This window comes from Microbacterium sp. MPKO10, from assembly GCF_026107415.2.
Classification (GTDB): domain Bacteria; phylum Actinomycetota; class Actinomycetes; order Actinomycetales; family Microbacteriaceae; genus Paramicrobacterium.
Genome location: NZ_JAPCHX010000002.1, coordinates 502314 through 517266 on the forward strand (window position 1 = coordinate 502314; position 14953 = coordinate 517266).

At 63.4% G+C, this 14953-nt stretch carries 21 protein-coding genes; 10 read left to right on the top strand and 11 right to left on the bottom strand.

Annotated features, from left to right (window positions below):
* Nucleotide 1: 1 nt before the first annotated feature.
* Nucleotides 2-988 carry an arsenic resistance protein gene (locus tag OK352_RS06895; protein WP_265140704.1) on the bottom strand — a complete coding sequence of 329 codons (987 nt, stop codon included), beginning with the start codon at nucleotides 986-988 and terminating at the stop codon, nucleotides 2-4.
* A gap of 105 nt (nucleotides 989-1093) precedes the next feature.
* On the opposite strand from OK352_RS06895, the gene OK352_RS06900 reads away from it, so the two are divergent.
* Genes OK352_RS06900 through OK352_RS06915 form a run of 4 tightly spaced genes read left to right on the top strand, consistent with a single transcriptional unit; the run spans nucleotide 1094 to nucleotide 2936 of the window.
* On the top strand, nucleotides 1094-1522 hold the full coding sequence (locus OK352_RS06900) for a MerR family transcriptional regulator (protein WP_265140705.1): 429 nt from the start codon (nucleotides 1094-1096) through the stop codon (nucleotides 1520-1522).
* A 33-nt stretch (nucleotides 1523-1555) separates the two neighbouring features.
* Entirely contained in the window at nucleotides 1556-1915 is a 360-nt protein-coding gene (locus OK352_RS06905) for a Cd(II)/Pb(II)-sensing metalloregulatory transcriptional regulator CmtR (protein ID WP_265140706.1), read from the top strand.
* Complete coding sequence (locus tag OK352_RS06910; RefSeq protein WP_265140707.1) at nucleotides 1912-2604, top strand: cation efflux transmembrane domain-containing protein; 693 nt, start codon at nucleotides 1912-1914, stop codon at nucleotides 2602-2604. Before OK352_RS06905 ends, OK352_RS06910 begins: the two co-directional genes overlap by 4 nt.
* A 17-nt stretch (nucleotides 2605-2621) precedes the next feature.
* A complete protein-coding gene (locus OK352_RS06915; RefSeq protein WP_265140708.1) occupies nucleotides 2622-2936 on the top strand; it encodes a hypothetical protein in 315 nt (104 codons plus the stop codon).
* A 225-nt stretch (nucleotides 2937-3161) separates the two neighbouring features.
* On the opposite strand, the gene OK352_RS06920 is transcribed toward OK352_RS06915, so the two are convergent.
* The 10 genes from OK352_RS06920 to OK352_RS06965 form a co-directional block, all read right to left on the bottom strand.
* Nucleotides 3162-3950 (bottom strand): ABC transporter permease, encoded by a 789-nt coding sequence (locus tag OK352_RS06920; protein ID WP_265140709.1) that lies wholly within the window; start codon nucleotides 3948-3950, stop codon nucleotides 3162-3164.
* 11 nt (nucleotides 3951-3961) lie between these two features.
* Complete coding sequence (locus tag OK352_RS06925; RefSeq protein WP_265140710.1) at nucleotides 3962-4759, bottom strand: ABC transporter permease subunit; 798 nt, start codon at nucleotides 4757-4759, stop codon at nucleotides 3962-3964.
* A 7-nt stretch (nucleotides 4760-4766) separates the two neighbouring features.
* Nucleotides 4767-5645: an ABC transporter ATP-binding protein gene (locus OK352_RS06930; RefSeq protein WP_265140711.1), complete on the bottom strand. Its 879-nt coding sequence runs from the start codon at nucleotides 5643-5645 to the stop codon at nucleotides 4767-4769.
* A complete protein-coding gene (locus OK352_RS06935; protein ID WP_265140712.1) occupies nucleotides 5642-6259 on the bottom strand; it encodes a TetR/AcrR family transcriptional regulator in 618 nt (205 codons plus the stop codon). The genes OK352_RS06930 and OK352_RS06935 overlap by 4 nt, the downstream gene beginning before the upstream one ends.
* 669 nt (nucleotides 6260-6928) lie before the next feature.
* Nucleotides 6929-8500 (bottom strand): ABC transporter permease, encoded by a 1572-nt coding sequence (locus tag OK352_RS06940; protein ID WP_265140713.1) that lies wholly within the window; start codon nucleotides 8498-8500, stop codon nucleotides 6929-6931.
* Entirely contained in the window at nucleotides 8493-9389 is an 897-nt protein-coding gene (locus OK352_RS06945) for an ABC transporter ATP-binding protein (protein ID WP_015069808.1), read from the bottom strand. The genes OK352_RS06940 and OK352_RS06945 overlap by 8 nt, the downstream gene beginning before the upstream one ends.
* Nucleotides 9386-10009: a TetR/AcrR family transcriptional regulator gene (locus tag OK352_RS06950; protein ID WP_265140714.1), complete on the bottom strand. Its 624-nt coding sequence runs from the start codon at nucleotides 10007-10009 to the stop codon at nucleotides 9386-9388. Before OK352_RS06950 ends, OK352_RS06945 begins: the two co-directional genes overlap by 4 nt.
* A gap of 169 nt (nucleotides 10010-10178) precedes the next feature.
* Nucleotides 10179-10682, bottom strand: coding sequence for a TetR/AcrR family transcriptional regulator C-terminal domain-containing protein (locus tag OK352_RS06955; RefSeq protein ID WP_265140715.1), 504 nt, complete (start codon nucleotides 10680-10682; stop codon nucleotides 10179-10181).
* A gap of 89 nt (nucleotides 10683-10771) precedes the next feature.
* Nucleotides 10772-11185 (bottom strand): hypothetical protein, encoded by a 414-nt coding sequence (locus tag OK352_RS06960; RefSeq protein WP_265140716.1) that lies wholly within the window; start codon nucleotides 11183-11185, stop codon nucleotides 10772-10774.
* 91 nt (nucleotides 11186-11276) lie between these two features.
* Nucleotides 11277-11564 (bottom strand): hypothetical protein, encoded by a 288-nt coding sequence (locus tag OK352_RS06965; protein ID WP_265140717.1) that lies wholly within the window; start codon nucleotides 11562-11564, stop codon nucleotides 11277-11279.
* 164 nt (nucleotides 11565-11728) lie between these two features.
* On the opposite strand from OK352_RS06965, the gene OK352_RS06970 reads away from it, so the two are divergent.
* From OK352_RS06970 to OK352_RS06995, 6 genes are all read left to right on the top strand, one after another.
* Nucleotides 11729-12148, top strand: a complete 420-nt coding sequence (locus OK352_RS06970; protein WP_265140718.1) for a PIN domain nuclease — start codon at nucleotides 11729-11731, stop codon at nucleotides 12146-12148.
* A 170-nt stretch (nucleotides 12149-12318) separates the two neighbouring features.
* Nucleotides 12319-12552 (top strand): FitA-like ribbon-helix-helix domain-containing protein, encoded by a 234-nt coding sequence (locus OK352_RS06975; RefSeq protein WP_265140719.1) that lies wholly within the window; start codon nucleotides 12319-12321, stop codon nucleotides 12550-12552.
* A complete protein-coding gene (locus OK352_RS06980; RefSeq protein WP_265140720.1) occupies nucleotides 12549-12974 on the top strand; it encodes a type II toxin-antitoxin system VapC family toxin in 426 nt (141 codons plus the stop codon). The genes OK352_RS06975 and OK352_RS06980 overlap by 4 nt, the downstream gene beginning before the upstream one ends.
* 153 nt (nucleotides 12975-13127) lie before the next feature.
* Complete coding sequence (locus OK352_RS06985; protein ID WP_265140721.1) at nucleotides 13128-13571, top strand: DUF6357 family protein; 444 nt, start codon at nucleotides 13128-13130, stop codon at nucleotides 13569-13571.
* Nucleotides 13572-13811: 240 nt separating this feature from the next.
* Nucleotides 13812-14252: a DUF6357 family protein gene (locus OK352_RS06990; RefSeq protein WP_265140722.1), complete on the top strand. Its 441-nt coding sequence runs from the start codon at nucleotides 13812-13814 to the stop codon at nucleotides 14250-14252.
* A 92-nt stretch (nucleotides 14253-14344) separates the two neighbouring features.
* Nucleotides 14345-14470, top strand: coding sequence for a hypothetical protein (locus OK352_RS06995; RefSeq protein WP_265140723.1), 126 nt, complete (start codon nucleotides 14345-14347; stop codon nucleotides 14468-14470).
* Nucleotides 14471-14953 lie beyond the last annotated feature (483 nt).

Here is a 14953-nt window from a genome sequence, read left to right on the forward strand (position 1 = left end):
TTTAGCGCACAGAGGCACTCGGGCGGGACTGGTCCGGCACAAGGCAAGGTACGAGGCGCACGAAGACCACCATGACGACCAGTTCGACCAGCGTCTGTGTGACCACGACGAGCGGGGCCAGGTCGAACGTCGCGGGAAGGGCGAGGACCAGCGGCAGCACGACGAGAGAATTCCGGGTCGCACCGCTGAACACGACTGCGCGCCTCCCAGGTACGTCCAGCCCGGCGGCCCTGCCGGCCAGCATGCCGACCGGCACCATGACGGCGGCGAAGAGGACGTAGACGGGCAGCGCCAGGAGCAGCGAGCCGATCCTCGCCCCGACTCCCGCGACCTGCGAGGCGACGACGACCGCGAGAGTGGCGACCATGAGCGGCACCATCGAACCCATGACGGCCTCCTCGACCCTCCGCCCGATGCGGGTGCGAGCGGCGGCGAGCTGCGTGAGCGCCGCGGCGACCAGCGGCAGGGCGATGATGAGGATGAACGCCTCGACGAAGGGCCCGAACTCGACGGAGCCGACGAACTCCGAGCCGACGAATAGCCACAGGTACACGGGCAGCAGGAGCATCTGGGCGAGCATGAGCAGCGGGGCCGCGGCCAGGAGCTTCTCCTTGTCGCCGCCAGCGAGTCCTGTGAAGACGATCACGTAGTCGATGCATGGGGTCAGCAGCACGAACAGCACCCCGACGAGGAGCACCTGGTCGTGAGCCACGATCCGCGACAGCAGCCACACGATCGCGGGCACCAGCATGAAGTTCACGACGAGGATCGTCGAGAGGAATCGCCAGTCGCGGAAGGCGTGCCCGATCCTGCCGAAGGGGATGCCGAGGAACGTGGCGTAGAGCAGCAGAGCGAGCACGGGGTGGATCGCCAGCTCGGCGGGGTGGGCGACCGCGGGCCAGGCCAGTCCGACGGCGGCCCCGAGGGCCAGGCCCACGACGTAGAGCGCCACCTGGTGCCGCTCCATCCACTCCACGCTCATCTGCATCTGTTCGCCCTCATCATGTTCAAGGGCGGGAAATCCCGCCTCCAGAAGAACGTTAGACCTTAAACCCAGGTTGAAGGTCAAGCCGGCGAAGCATAGGCTCGAAGCATGAAGATCTCCGAGGTCGCCGAGCGCAGCGGGGTGCCGGCGAGCACCCTGCGCTACTACGAGCGCCTCGGCATCCTCGCCGCGCGCCGGAGCCCGAACGGATACCGCGACTTCGACGAGGGCCATCTCGAACGCCTCGACTTCATCGCCGCGGCCAAGCGGCTCGGCCTCGAGCTGCCCGAGATCCGCCGGCTCCTCGAGCTCGCCGACACGGGAACCTGCACCGGCGTCAAAGCCGCGCTGCAGCCGCTGCTGGCCGAGCAGATCGCCGCCGTCGAGCGGCGGCTGAGGATCCTGACTGAGCTGCAGCAGCAGCTGAGTGCAGCGCAGGCCCACGTCGACGCCTGCCCGGACAGCGACGAGCCCTGCCGGTCGGAGTGCGCGTTCCGGGCCTTCGCGGGGACCGCGGCGGGACTCGACCAGGAGTAGCCAATAGGTCAGCAACTGCTGTATGGTCATTATGTGCTGACCATTGCCTCGCGCGTCGACGTCATGAACCGGCTGGGCCGCGCCATGGCCGACCCGACCCGATCCCGCATCCTGCTCGCCCTGCTCTACGAGCCCGGATACCCGGCGAAGCTCGCCCGCGACCTCGAACTCACCCGCACGAACGTCTCCAACCACCTGTCCTGCCTGCGCGGCTGCGGCATCGTCGTCGCCGAGCCCGAGGGCAGGCAGACCCGCTACGAGATCGCCGACCCGCACATCGCCGTCGCGCTCTCGGCGCTCGTCGACGTCACCCTCGCCGTCGACGAGAGCGTCCCGTGCATGGACCCGCAGTGCTCGGTGCCGGGCTGCTGCGACGCGGGAGTCGTCCGGTGACCGCCGCAGTGCTCACGGACGACCGTCGGGACGTCCTCCGGCGACGGATCCGCATCGTCGTCGCGATCGCGATCACTTGGAACGTCATCGAGTCAGTCGTCGCACTAATCGCCGGCCACGCCGCCTCGTCGGCCGCGCTCATCGGCTTCGGCCTCGACTCCATCGTCGAGGTGCTCTCCGCCGCTGCGGTCGCCTGGCAGTTCGCCGCGCCCGACCCCGAGAAGCGCGAGAAGGTCGCCCTCCGGGTCATCGCACTGTCGTTCTTCGCCCTCGCCGCCTACGTGAGCGTGGACGCGGTTCTCACCCTGCTCGGACTGCGCGAGCCGGAGCACTCGCTGGTCGGCATCGCGATCGCTGCCCTGAGCCTGGCCGTGATGCCGTTCCTGAGCTGGTTCGAGCGCCGCACCGGCCGCGAGCTCGGATCGGCATCCGCGGTGGCGGACTCCAAGCAGACGCTGATCTGCACCTACCTGTCCGCGGCCTTGCTGGCCGGCCTGCTGCTCAACAGCCTGCTCGGCTGGGCGTGGGCCGACTCCGTCGCCGCGCTTGTCATCGCGGTCTTCGCCGTCCGCGAGGGTGTCGAGGCGTGGAAGGGCGACGCCTGCTGCGCCGCGCCAGTCGCCGTCCTCAACGGTGAGCAGGAGGTGGACGCATGCGAGGACGCCTGCTGCGCCGCAGATGCATGCTGATCGAAGGAGGAACGCCCATGACCCACATCGGACCGCTGAACGGACTGCCGATCGCGTGCGCGCTCGGCCCGGATACAGGCGGGGCGCAGGTCGAGAAATGGCGAGCCTTCGACGCCGAGTACGCCCTCGGTGTCGAACGCAGCGATGCCGAGCTCGTTGTCTGCTACGAGAGGACCGACGACTCTGTGCGACGCTTGAGCAAGCTCGTCGCGACCGAGAGCGCCTGCTGCTCGTTCGTCGACTGGGTCGTCGACGACAGTCATGCCGATCTGCGTCTCGTCGTGTCCGGGACGCCGGATCAGCTCGCGGCACTCAACGTCGGCAACGGGTGATACTGGCTGTCGGCGCGGTCGGCGTTGACAGTAGCCCAACCGGCGCTCTCCCAGATGGTCTTCTGTACCGGAACTCGGTGGAGTTCCGGTTTAACGTCTAAAAATATCTTGCGACCGGGTGTGAGCTTGACGTCGAGTTCCGATCCAATATCTGTGGCGGGTCTCGAGGGCTGAATCACCGGTGGCCTCGGGGAGGGGCTTGCCCGGGGTCCTGTAGATGTGCCCTTACGCGTGCAGGTCGCGCTCTTTCCATCGTCTCGATGCCAACAGGGCTGTGCCGAGCGTGACGATGAGTCCGATCATGACCGGAATCGGCTCGATTCGTCCCGCCAGTGCATCGGTGGCGGGCACATAACGGAACGGAGAGATCGGGCCGAGAATGTCGATGCTTCCGACGTACTCAACAGTGATGGCGAGCCCGTATCCGATTGCGACGACGAAGACGGAGATAGCCAGAGCCACGCGCGCGTTCTGAGTGATGGCGGAGATCAGGAAGGCTATGCCGAAGAACGCAAGTTGTGCGAGCAGCATTCCCAACATGCTCAACAGAATCTGCCCGGTGATCTCGCCGTCAGGGTTGGTCGTCACAAGGGCGAGTGCTGCAGTGACTAGTGTGATCGTGATGATGTTGAGCGATGCTGCAAACAGCTTTGCGCTGACGATCTGCGAACGGGCGAACGGCTTCGTGAACAGGAAGTCTGCGGTGCGATCGCGCTCCTCCTTCGCCATGATTGTGGCCCCGAGGATCGCGGCGTGCGCGCAGGCGACGAGTGCGTACCAGGGGTAGAGGGCGGCATAGTAGCCCAGCGGCGTCGTGATGGGCTGTGCATCCAAGCCGAAGATCAGGCGCATGATTCGGGGCATGGCCTCGACGATCTCCCTGAGCTGATCGCCCATGCCGACTACGACAGGGTACTCGGCCGCGCCGATGATGACGAGGAACACCATGACGGCGCTCCAACCGATGAGAGGCTTGCGGTTCGCTCGCATCTCGTGTCGGAAGACTGCGTTCATTGCGATTCCTTTCAACGCGCCGTGGGGACGTCCTTGCGGACGAATATGAAGAACCCGATGACGCCTAGCGCGGCCAACCAACCGACATAGAGAATGACGAACAGTGGGGCATATCCCTGCCCCGAGAGAACGTCGCCGCTGGGGAAGTACTTGTAGGGGGAGAATGCTCGGGCAGCGTTGCTCTGTGCGACGCTCGCGAACATTCCGACGACATACAGCACGAAAGCGATCCCGAGGGCCACAGGGAGCGGCGCGCTCAATCGCGAAACCAAGGTACCGATCGTCATGCCGAGCACAAGAAAGAAGAGCTGGACGAGAGGGAAGACAAGGAAGAGCAGCACGAAGTGGTCGATGGCGAAGTCGTTGCCGATCAACGCAACCAGCGATGCTGCGAGGAAGACCGTCGAGGTGACGAACAGAGCGACCATCGCTGCTGCGCCCTTGGAAAGGTACACACCAGCGCGCGAGATGGGCTTGGTCAGCAGGAAGTCCGCAGTGTTCTGAACGTTCTCCTTGGTGATGATCCCAAGGCCGATACCTGCCCCCTGAACCGCTGCGGGCAGCAGCAGGAAGGCGATGAGAAGCGCGTAGACACCGAGTGAAGTGAAAAAGTACTGAGGATCGACACCGAGCGCTTGCGTAGTCGGATTTCCTTCGAGCAGAGCTTCGAGTTCAGCGCGATCATCGGCATTTCCGGCGATGATCGACTCGAATACCGGATACAGGAACAGGATCGCGATCGCGAAACCCACCGCCCATGCAACGAGGGATCGGCGATACTGGCGGAGTTCAGACAGAAAAACAGTCATGCTCTTCTCACTGGTAGTAGTGCAGGAAAATCTCATCCAGTGACGGTTCGGATATCAGCACGTCCTCTGGGTGCAACCCGTGGACGACATCGAACATCCGTGTAAAGTCGCCGTGATAGATGAAACTTGTCCATGCATCAGCGTGGGACAGGTCGGATACGCCCTCAATATTCAAGGCGTGCTCGGGGATTGGTGTGGTTGTGCGCACGCGCACGTGCTTGAAGCTGCGCTTGCGCAGATCATCGATACTCTGGATCTCCAGAACGCGCCCCTCTTTCAAAATCGCGACCCGATCGCACATCGCCTGCACTTCGCTGAGTACATGCGATGAGAACAAGATCGTGACCCCTCGATTGTTCTCCTCGTCCAGAATCTCGAACAGGGTGCGCTGCATGAGCGGGTCGAGGCCGCTCGTCGGCTCATCGAGGATAAGAAGTCGAGGCGAGTGCAGCAGGGCTGCGACGATGCCGACCTTCTTCTTGTTGCCGAGGGAGAGGTCCCGAATCTTCCGTGTGGTGTCGAGCTTCATACGCGATGCGAGTTCGGCGATTCGATCGCTTGCATCCACACCGTAGAGGCGTGCCGTGTAGGCGAGCAGATCGCGCACACGCATCCCGTCGTAGAAGAACGTCTCAGAGGGTATGTAGCCGACATGTCGGGCGATCTCCGGCGCGTCACGGATGCAGTCCCGCCCGAAGATGCGCGCTGTTCCGGATGTCGGGCGGATGAGAGCAAGCAAGGCGCGAATCGTTGTGGACTTACCGGCACCATTCGGTCCGATGAAGCCGAATATCTCGCTCTCTTCAACCGCAAAGCTCACGTCGTCGATGCCGCGATGTGTGCCGTAGCGCTTGGTCAGGCGATCGATGTCGATCACGGTGGTCATATCTGCTCCGTTTCATCGGCCTTGTAGAGCATCTTTCGGAGAACGGCCAAGTACTCGTCCAGCTCCGTCATGGCCTCCTCCGCGTGCTCCGCATAGGCCTCGAGGTCGTCGCCATACTTGTCGAGGGTCGCGGCGAATCCGCTGGTCACCCACAACAGAATCTGCTGGGCCTTCTGGGGATCGATGTCATCGCGAAAATGTGTCGCATCTGAAGACGTCATGATGTGGCCCAAGAGTGCACCAGCAGAGTCAGGAATATCCGCCGGCATGCCCTCGGGAAGAACCTCGGGCAGCGATATTCGCGCCTTGGCGATGAAGGCATAGACCAAGGGGTGTTCCGCGATCGATTGAATGGCGACACGTGTAACCGCGCGCACGTTCTCGATGAAGTCTCGCGAATCGAGTGTGACGCGCTCATACTCAGCATTCATCACCTCTGCCGAGTGGCGCAGCAGATAGACAAAGAGCCCCTTCTTCGTGCCGAAGTAGTGAAAGATGAGTCCCTTTGAGATGCCTGCTGCCTCGGCTATGGCGTCCGTATTCGCCGTGTGATAGCCGCCAGCGAACTCTCGCAGCGCCGCATCCGTCAACCGCGCACGACGATCGGCGTCCATAGGCGCGAGCTTCCGCGCGAACGAGTCTTGCTCTGAAGTGGTAGCGATGGTGATCTCCGGGTTTGCTAGGATTCGATTGACTTGCTGGTCAGTCGAGTTTATCGAGCGTTGACTAACAAGTCAATGGACAACGTGTTCGTGTTCGATAGAGGGGGTCGCCCGCGGTTAGAAGCTGGAGTGTGGGGGCTCGCGGACGTTCGCCATCGAGGCGGGAAACGGGAAAGATGGTGTCGTGCCGCGGCGGGCTCTGGCCGCGCGGTCGTGTTGGGCTTCGCGGGTCCGACCAGCCTTCAATGCAAGCGACGGAGAGGTTTGCCAACCGCGGCGACGTGGTGGAGTTCCGGTTCTCGAACTGAACCTTTGAAGCTGAATATCTAAGCTGGTCGTTGACCTGGGTCAACAGACCGGGCGCACGATCGACGGTTTCGACCCGCACGCGGAGCGTGCTTGCATCCATCTCCCAGCGCGAGCGAGATTCTGTGTAGAGCATGAGCAGACGTTCGGTCAAGAAGACAGTCGGGTACGTCGTCCTCCAAGGGAAGCTGCTGTGTCCACACATGACGGTTTCCCCGTCGCACGCGGATGCGCTGACCCTCGTTCAGGTATGACTCCTGTTCACGCATGCTGTACTGCGAGCGACTCTCTGCTTCAGGGTTGCACGTGCGGGCGTTATACAGAGGGGACGGTTCGGCGGGAGAACGCCCAAATTGCAATGCTCGTCAGCACGGCCGCGAGTGAGCACACCACCAGAAGCGGCGTGAGTGCGAAGTCCTCAACGGGGAGAGCTGGCATGTGTTGGGTAACGCTCAGTGCGGTGAGCAGTGCGGGCATGCCGAGGACGGCTCCGAAGTATTGGACGATCATGCTGATGGCGAGAGGAATCCACGCGAGTCCTTGCCATTTCGACCACAGCGCGTACAGGGCTCCCGAGAGGGCCAGGATCACGAGGACCTCCGGCAGACGTTGCGCGAGGGCACCGATCATGTCGGGCAGCAGTGACGGATCGGCGTTGGCAGCTGATGAGCCGAGCCCGACGGCGAGCCCAGTCACCATCAGCATGAGAGCGGAAGAGCCAGCAGTGACACCGAGCCACGCGCCGATCCAGGCCGGGCGGCTGGTCGACGTGCCGAGAGCTCCTTCCAGACGACCAGACGCCTCCTCCGAGCGCATGCGACCTATTGACGTCAGCGCGAAGACGCTGACAAGGAATCCCAGCGTCACGGCGATCGTGCTGAGGTAGTTGCGTACAAGGTCTCCCTCGCCGAACAGGCCGTTCGCGCCAGCGACGTCCATCGTCGACGACATCGTGCCCCATACGAGCCCCAGTGCTGCCAAAGCTATGGTCCACCAGAGGAAGGAACCGCGTAGAAGCCTCCAGACGAGGGACACGGGGCCGCGCAGGTTGCGCGACGCACGTGAGGGTCCCGGTCGCGGAGCTGTCATGGCCGCGCCGACGTCTCGCCTCGTGGACAGGGCGAACCCGATCCCTGCGAGCAACGCAGCGGCGGCGAAGGTCAAGATCACGGGCCACCAGGTCGGATCGGTGACAGGACGTGTGAGGTTCGGCCACGCCATCGGCGACAGCCACAGTGTGGGGTTGTCGTTTCCTGAGACAGCCAATGTGCCGCGCAGGAGAGACGAGGCCGCGAGGACAATTCCCGCGATTCCGCCCGCGGTGCGGGTGGTTCCTGCGATCTGTGCCGTGATCGCTGTCACGGCTCCGAAGAACAACCCCGTCGCTGCGGTGGAGATTCCGAACAAGATCGACGCATGGGTGCCGAGGCCGATTGTGAGTCCAGCGAGGGAGAGAAGCGCGGCGAGTATTCCATTGCCGATCGCAGCGATCGAAAGTGCGGATGCGAGCGGGGCATGCCGTCCGATGACGGCACCGCGCATCAGTTCCGCGCGACCTGTCTGTTCCTCGCCGCGTGTGTGGCGCAACACGATGAGGATCGTCATGATCCCCGCAGCGAGAACAAACTCCTGTTGGTACATGAAGAAGTAGCTCTGCAAGCTGCCGCCCTCGGTACCGTAGACCGGACCGGCGAACACGGCGAGCATCGGGCGGATCTCAGCCAAAGCTTCAGGCGCATCGATGAAATCGCTCATTGTCGATTCCAGCGAACCAAAAAAGAGGGGAACGAAGGCGGCTGTCGCGATCGTCCAGATCGGCAAACGCCATCGATCGCGGCGCATGCCGAGGCGGGTCAGCAGGCCGGTGCCGGTCAGAGCATCACGCATTGTTGACCGCCTTGTCATAGTGGCGCAGCATCAGCTCTTCCAGGCTCGGAGGGTTGCTCGTCAGGGAAGCGAGACCGAACGTTCCGAGATGCTCGAGAGCGAGTCCGAGGGCATCGTCCGTCACAAGGAAACGCGCTGCGGTACCGTCCTGCTCGAGGTCGGTGACCCCAGGTATGTCACCAATGCCCGTTGCTTTCCTTTCGGTCGTGGCCGCAATGAACGTGCCTGAGAGATGGCGCAGGTCCGCGAGCGTGCCGGATTCGACGGTGCCTCCCGCGCGCACGATCGTCACGCGGTCGGCGAGACGCTCGACCTCGGCGAGGATATGGCTCGAGAGCAACACAGTGCGACCCTGTTCGCGAACGCGGACCACCTCGTCCTGAAAGATCAGCTCCATAAGGGGGTCGAGGCCACTCGTCGGCTCATCGAGGACGAGAAGCTCAGCGGTTGATGCGAAGGCTGCAACCAGCGCGACTTTCTGCCGATTCCCCGTCGAGTAGGAGCGAGCCATCTTCGAAGGATCAAGATCAAACCTCTCGATGAGCTCATCGCGGCGGGTGGCATCCAGGCCACCGCGCATGCGGCCCAGCAGATCGATGGTCTCGCCTCCTGTCAGAGTGGGCCAGAGCTCGACGTCGCCGGGCACATGCACGACACGCCGATGGAGTTCGACCGCATCGCGCCATGGATCTCCACCCAGCAAGGAGACCCGCCCGGCTTCATGTCGGGCCAGACCCATGAGGATGCGGATCGTCGTGGACTTGCCTGCTCCGTTCGGCCCCAGGAATCCGTGGACCTCGCCCTGGTGGACAGTAAGGTCGAGCCCGTTCAGCGCGCGCTGCGTGCCATAGCTTTTGACGAGGCCGGATGCGTCGATGACAGTGGTCATGATCGTTCTCCAAGGTGTGCATTCTGGGTTTGGCAGGTGTAACCGACGGTGCGAAGCACCCGGTGTAGATACCTCTCGATGTCTTCGACGGGTGTGTCATCAGGTTCGGCGAGTAGATGCATGTTGGTGCAGCTCGTCACCACGGTGTATATGGCGTCGATGTCGCTACCCGCAGGGAACTGACCTGCTGCTGCTGCGCGCGTGAGCGTGGAGTGAAGCAACTCTGCCCGATCGTCGCTGCCTGTCTGCCGGAAACGCGCGTGGAGCTGGGGGTAGTCGTGCACAACCGTCATGACACGGCGCAGCAGCGCCCGACCGCGTGGGTCGGCCATAGCCGCAGCAGTGTCCGCCACCAACTCGTCGACGGTCGGTTTCGAGAGAGCTGGGCCGTCGAGATAGGCCCGAAAGCTCGCCTCGAACGCGCCGACCACGAGATCCTCGCGCGTGGAGTAGCGGCGGTACACAGTTGCCCGCGTCACCCCGGCGCGACGTGCCACGACGTCGACTTTCACCGAGTCAACTCCGCCGTCGAGCAACAGATCGATGGCCGCGCCCAGGATCGCGCTATCAGCCACCGTGCTGCGTGGTCGGCCGGGTTTTGCTTCGTCATTGGCGTCCATGCCGATAACAATACAGTACTGAGCTGTATTTATAAAAGTGGCCTGGAAGTGGCGGCCGGAGCCTTTGAGCTCTCGAGGTAATGGTTGGTACGTGCCGGAACTCGGTGGAGTTTCGTTTTGCGATCTAACTTCTGCTGATGTCTCTGGTGGCTCAGCGCAGACCTTCGACTTACTGTTCGGTGCCGGTGAGAAACAAGCCGACACCACGCCCGTAGGCACCTTCGGGGTCATTGGCTTTGCCGGTCAGTTCTCCGAGGGTGCGTGAGACACGCGAGGCGGTCGGGAACCGGGTCTGGTCGCCGATCGCGGCGGTCAGGGCCGGCCCGATGTTCGACCACCAGTCAGTGTCGTGGTCTTCGCCCGGTTCTCTGGAGCCTTGTGCGGCGAGGGTGGCGCGGGCGGTTCCCTGCACCAACGAGAGCAAGGCGGTGAGGGTGTGCTCCATGTCGATGTCGGTCAGCCCGATTCCGTCTAGGGCGCGCAACTCGGTCTCGTACTTCGTCGAGGATCCTGGTCCGGGGACGGGGCGTCCGGCGGCGAGGTCGGTGATCCAGGGATGGGCTTGGCAACTCGCCCAGTTCGCTTCGGCGATCGCGGTGACGCGTTCCCGCCAGTGCGCGCCCTCGGGGATCGTGACGGCCTCGTAGGTCACGCCCGCGACGTGATCGAGCATGAGCTCGACGAGTTCGGCAGGGCAACTCGCGGGACATATGTCTGGCGAGAGGCCACGTGGAATCTGAGTTCCTGCCAGGCGAGTGTCTGTCAGTCGTCGAAGACTGGCTTCAGGTCCTGCTGAATCTGCTCAAAATTGTTTGGGGAGACTTGCCAGCGCGATCGATCCGAATCCTCATACGTCGTGTCGTAGCTTCCGTCGGTGAGACGGAGCTGGAAGAGAATCTTCACCGGTGGGGTCTGCCCATTCGGGTAGCGATCGGCGACGAAATCAGCAAGAGGTTTCTCAAGACTTGCCGGTTCAGCAGAGATGGGCTTCACCCAGGCATCTTCTGCACCATACGCATAGCCGTAACTCTGCTGATACTCACCGTCGTCATCGAGCCCCAGAACGATGGCGAATGATTCCCAGTCGTCGGGAAGTGCATTGCCTCGTCTCGCTTGGCTGGCGTCGATGGCGGCCACGAATGCGTGCATCAGCGGGACGATGGGGTCTTCAGTCAAGAGCGTTCCTCTCGATCAGTCGAATATTCGGATGCCGTGTGACAGTGTACGAGTCACAGGCCGTTTGCCACAGAGGCCAGCGTTGCCGTCGTCACTCGTCGCGGGGCGGTCTGCGATCGTGATGTGCGGGCCCGAAGCCGTGCCACGGAACCGGACCGACACCACGCAGCATCAACCCCTGCTGACCTATCCAGACATCGAGACGTTCTTTCTCCCCGTTTGCGCGCTGACGCCGCCGAGCGAACACCAGCACGACCACGACACCGGCGAGCAGCAGCGTGACCATGAGGACGCCCGTGATCTGTGTTCCCATCAGCGCAGCGATCACGACGAACACGAGCCCGCCGGCCGCCACGACGGCGACGAGCCAGAGAAGCACGGTGAAGAGGCGGCGGCGCGAGGGCTATCGCGCAACGAGCTCCTGCGTCGACGACTGGAGCAGGACGCCTCGACTCCGGTCGCCGCAACAGTCGCTGCCGATGACTGGAAGCGCTCGGCGGCGGCCTTTGGAGACCTTGGTGATCCCGACGTGATAGATGCCGCTTGGCGGCGACGAGCTGGCTGGTCGACAAGTCGGCATACGTGCACCTGCAGGCGGGCCGGGCGGCGAGCACGGCCGAGTGGAACTCGCGCATCGAGCGTGGGCTGATGCATCTTTCGACGGTGACCCGGCTCGAACTCGGCTTCTCCGCCCGCTCGGGTGAAGTAGGTCGCGAGGCGTTCGGTCTGCCACCGCTGTCGCTCATGCCGGTCGAGCACCTCACGCCCGCGATGGAGGACCGCGCCTTCGCGGTGCAGATGCGCCTTGCCGACCGTGGCCAGCACCGCGCTCCGTCCATCCCGGATCTGCTCATCGCAGCGACCGCGGAGAAGTCCGGGCTGACGGTCCTGGCCGTTGACAAGGACTTCGACCTCATCGCCGAGGTCACCGGTCAGTCCGTGGAGACGCTCGCGCTGGTCTGACTGATCGAGGTCGTGCCGCCAGGGCACGAGATGGCTGTACGTACCGGAACGTGGTGGAGTTCAGATTCAACGTATAGCTCCGCCCGTGGTGACCGCTTTCGGCAATGAGGCGTGACTGCACGTCTCGCAGTTGCTATCATGACTGATAGCACATGAGGAGGTGGTCACTGATGTCATCCATCATCGTTCGCGGTCTCGACGACGCCGTGAAGCAGCAGCTCGCAACGCGGGCGAAAGAGCACGGCCGCTCGATGGAGGCCGAGGTCCGCGACATCTTGACAAGGGTCGCTCAGAGGCCGCACATTGGCATGGCGCTGCTGTCCGCCGCGCAGGGCTTCGGCGGCGTTGAAGATCTGCCGATCCCGGCGCGCGAGGACGTCGCGCAGGCGGTGGACTTCGAGTGATCATCCTCGATACGAACGTCATCTCGGAGATCTTCCGGCCGTCGCCAGAGGCGCGCGTGGTCGATTGGCTCGCGTCGCTCACGGGTGATGTCGCGATCACGTCTGTCACGCTTGCGGAGTTGTTGGCGGGTGTGCGGCGGCTCCCGGAGGGTCGGCGCAAGGAGGCGTTGACAAAGCGAATCGAAGCTGCGCTCGATCCGTATCGAGGCAGTCGCTCAGTGCTGCCGTTCGACGACTTGGCAGCCGACCGCTATGCCGACGTGCTTGTGGCTCGCGAGTCGGCAGGAGCGCCGATCAGCACGGCCGACGCACAGATCGCCGCGATCTGCCTGGCGCATGACGCGACGTGCGCGACGCGCAATGTTACGGACTTCGCGCACACCGACGTCGAGCTGGTCGACCCGTGGAGTGTTCATTGGTGAATCGTCGGTTGATCGACGTCGGCCCGCACGAAGAGCTCGTCTCGAGCGATCTCGGTGGGCTCCGCCAGCTGTTCGATGACGAGTATTGGGCACCCAGCGATGGTGAACGGGGCGTGCCCCCTGGTCCCTCGCACGGTTCGACGAAAGATGGGCATGGCGCGGAGATACGGCCTCGCACCGAAGTCGTTCACGTTCACCGACGGCGAGGAGCACGAGCGCGAGGCTGCTGAACAGGCGCTTTTGCTTCTGCTGAGCCACGGCGCTGTCGCCCGCATTGACGGTGCCGATGACCCGAAGACCGAGTACTGCGCGGTGGAGAACGTCAGGAGGTACTGGTCGTTCGTCATGCGGTTTGTCGAGGACGGCTATGCTGGCCTCGACTATGCAGGGCAGTGGTTCGCCGACCTCGCCGACCTCGCCGAATCGCCTGAAGAGCGGGGTGAACGGTGGGCCGCGGCGGTCTTGATCGAGTACGAAGCGATCGACGAGGTCTGTCGGATCTGGGCCGACTCCGGCATCGTCGACCCGAGCAACCAGTACTACGTCTTCTTCGATACGCACGCTCTGGAGGTGTCTCGAGCCGAACGTGCTGAATAGGTGAAGTTGATCGAGTTCCTCGGACTCGAACGTGTCGAGCCTCCCGCCGATGCTACCGACGGCGAGGTGTGGGTCCGAACCGACCCGCGCATCGACGCTGAGCTCGAGCACTGGTCGTAGACGGGTCCGACTTCCGATGAGCGTTGGTGTTCTCCGGCTGTCCACCTCACCGTGGCCCCCGCGCGTCCTCCGCGAGGACGGACGGCTGCTGGTTCGCATGCCCAAGTATGACGTCATGGGATGCTCGTCCATGAGCACTCGTTCTCGATCTCGCAGAATCACCTCGACGCTCTGCGTAGCAGCGTGCCGCGGCACCTGCTGCTGTGGTGCGCGCTCGAGCAGTTGTGTGAGGAAGCGAGCCGGCGAGTGAGCGACCCAGTATCGATCAAGATGCAGCTCGTGCCCAAGCCGAGCGAGGAGAAGGCCCGCCTGGTGCTTGATGTTGTGCTGCTGGCATCTGAGGGTGAGGTCGAGCGGTACTTCGCCGACGAGGGCGCTTCTACAAGGCGGCTCATCGCTCACGGGGCGGGTCCAGACCTGTTGCGTCAGGGCAAGTTGTTCGCCGCTCGTGGCGAGAGCCCTGACGCGACCTGGGACTGGAAGCTGGTCGAGCAGGAAGACGCCCGCCAGCGCCGCGCGCTTGCAACCAACCGTCGTCGACGACGAGCCTCGCGGCGGTGAGGTAACCCCTCTTCTCGGTGTTGCCGTTTCGTCTGGGAGGGCGGCATCGCGCCGTACGACGATAGCAAGGTGCGTGTGACCTGGCTCCAACGGTGCCGATCACCGAAGTCGAGTCGCATTTCATCGCCGAAATGGGTGCAGGCGCACTCGAGGATGCCTTTCTCCGTGGACAGCCCGACCTCTTCGCGATCGACCGCGCCGACGTGCCGCGCGGTTGACGAGCGACGAGCACGTGCATGCCGCCGCCCTCGGGCGACAACTCTGTGAGAATGTATGTCATGGTTGACACCTCTGGCGAGTCGCGCGCACCCGCATCCAGCCTCTGTGTGACCTTTCGGTTCGACGGCGCGCTGCTCCTTGAGTTGCTCGCGGATTCGCACACCGTCTTGGGCATCGCGGAGAGCAATGTCGAGGATGTGGAAGGTACTGCGACGATTCTGGCTTCCTGGGCGACTGGCGAGAGCTCGGAAGAGCGCTCACGGCGTCTTCCTGATCCGGGCGGTCCTCGCTTCGGCTTGGAGATTCGACGGGACTACTCGCGAGGCTTCACAACCAGTCTCGTCGGAGCGCCGCACGGGGGAATATCAGTAATGAACCACTCTTCCCATGTGCAGCTATTCGAGGAGATGTTCGGGAGTCAAAGACCCACTGACCAGGGTCGCCTCGAAGGTTTCACGAAAAGTATGACGCGTGAGATGGGC

Bases quoted from the DNA above. Each gene is read 5' to 3' on its own strand.
- OK352_RS06895 (WP_265140704.1), bottom strand. From the start codon at position 988: ATGCAGATGAGCGTGGAGTGGATGGAGCGGCACCAGGTGGCGCTCTAC.
- OK352_RS06900 (WP_265140705.1), top strand. From the start codon at position 1,094: ATGAAGATCTCCGAGGTCGCCGAGCGCAGCGGGGTGCCGGCGAGCACC.
- OK352_RS06915 (WP_265140708.1), top strand. From the start codon at position 2,622: ATGACCCACATCGGACCGCTGAACGGACTGCCGATCGCGTGCGCGCTC.
- OK352_RS06920 (WP_265140709.1), bottom strand. From the start codon at position 3,950: ATGAACGCAGTCTTCCGACACGAGATGCGAGCGAACCGCAAGCCTCTC.
- OK352_RS06925 (WP_265140710.1), bottom strand. From the start codon at position 4,759: ATGACTGTTTTTCTGTCTGAACTCCGCCAGTATCGCCGATCCCTCGTT.
- OK352_RS06930 (WP_265140711.1), bottom strand. From the start codon at position 5,645: ATGACCACCGTGATCGACATCGATCGCCTGACCAAGCGCTACGGCACA.
- OK352_RS06935 (WP_265140712.1), bottom strand. From the start codon at position 6,259: ATGGACGCCGATCGTCGTGCGCGGTTGACGGATGCGGCGCTGCGAGAG.
- OK352_RS06940 (WP_265140713.1), bottom strand. From the start codon at position 8,500: ATGCGTGATGCTCTGACCGGCACCGGCCTGCTGACCCGCCTCGGCATG.
- OK352_RS06945 (WP_015069808.1), bottom strand. From the start codon at position 9,389: ATGACCACTGTCATCGACGCATCCGGCCTCGTCAAAAGCTATGGCACG.
- OK352_RS06950 (WP_265140714.1), bottom strand. From the start codon at position 10,009: ATGGACGCCAATGACGAAGCAAAACCCGGCCGACCACGCAGCACGGTG.
- OK352_RS06955 (WP_265140715.1), bottom strand. From the start codon at position 10,682: ATGCTCGATCACGTCGCGGGCGTGACCTACGAGGCCGTCACGATCCCC.
- OK352_RS06975 (WP_265140719.1), top strand. From the start codon at position 12,319: ATGTCATCCATCATCGTTCGCGGTCTCGACGACGCCGTGAAGCAGCAG.
- OK352_RS06985 (WP_265140721.1), top strand. From the start codon at position 13,128: ATGGCGCGGAGATACGGCCTCGCACCGAAGTCGTTCACGTTCACCGAC.
- OK352_RS06990 (WP_265140722.1), top strand. From the start codon at position 13,812: ATGCTCGTCCATGAGCACTCGTTCTCGATCTCGCAGAATCACCTCGAC.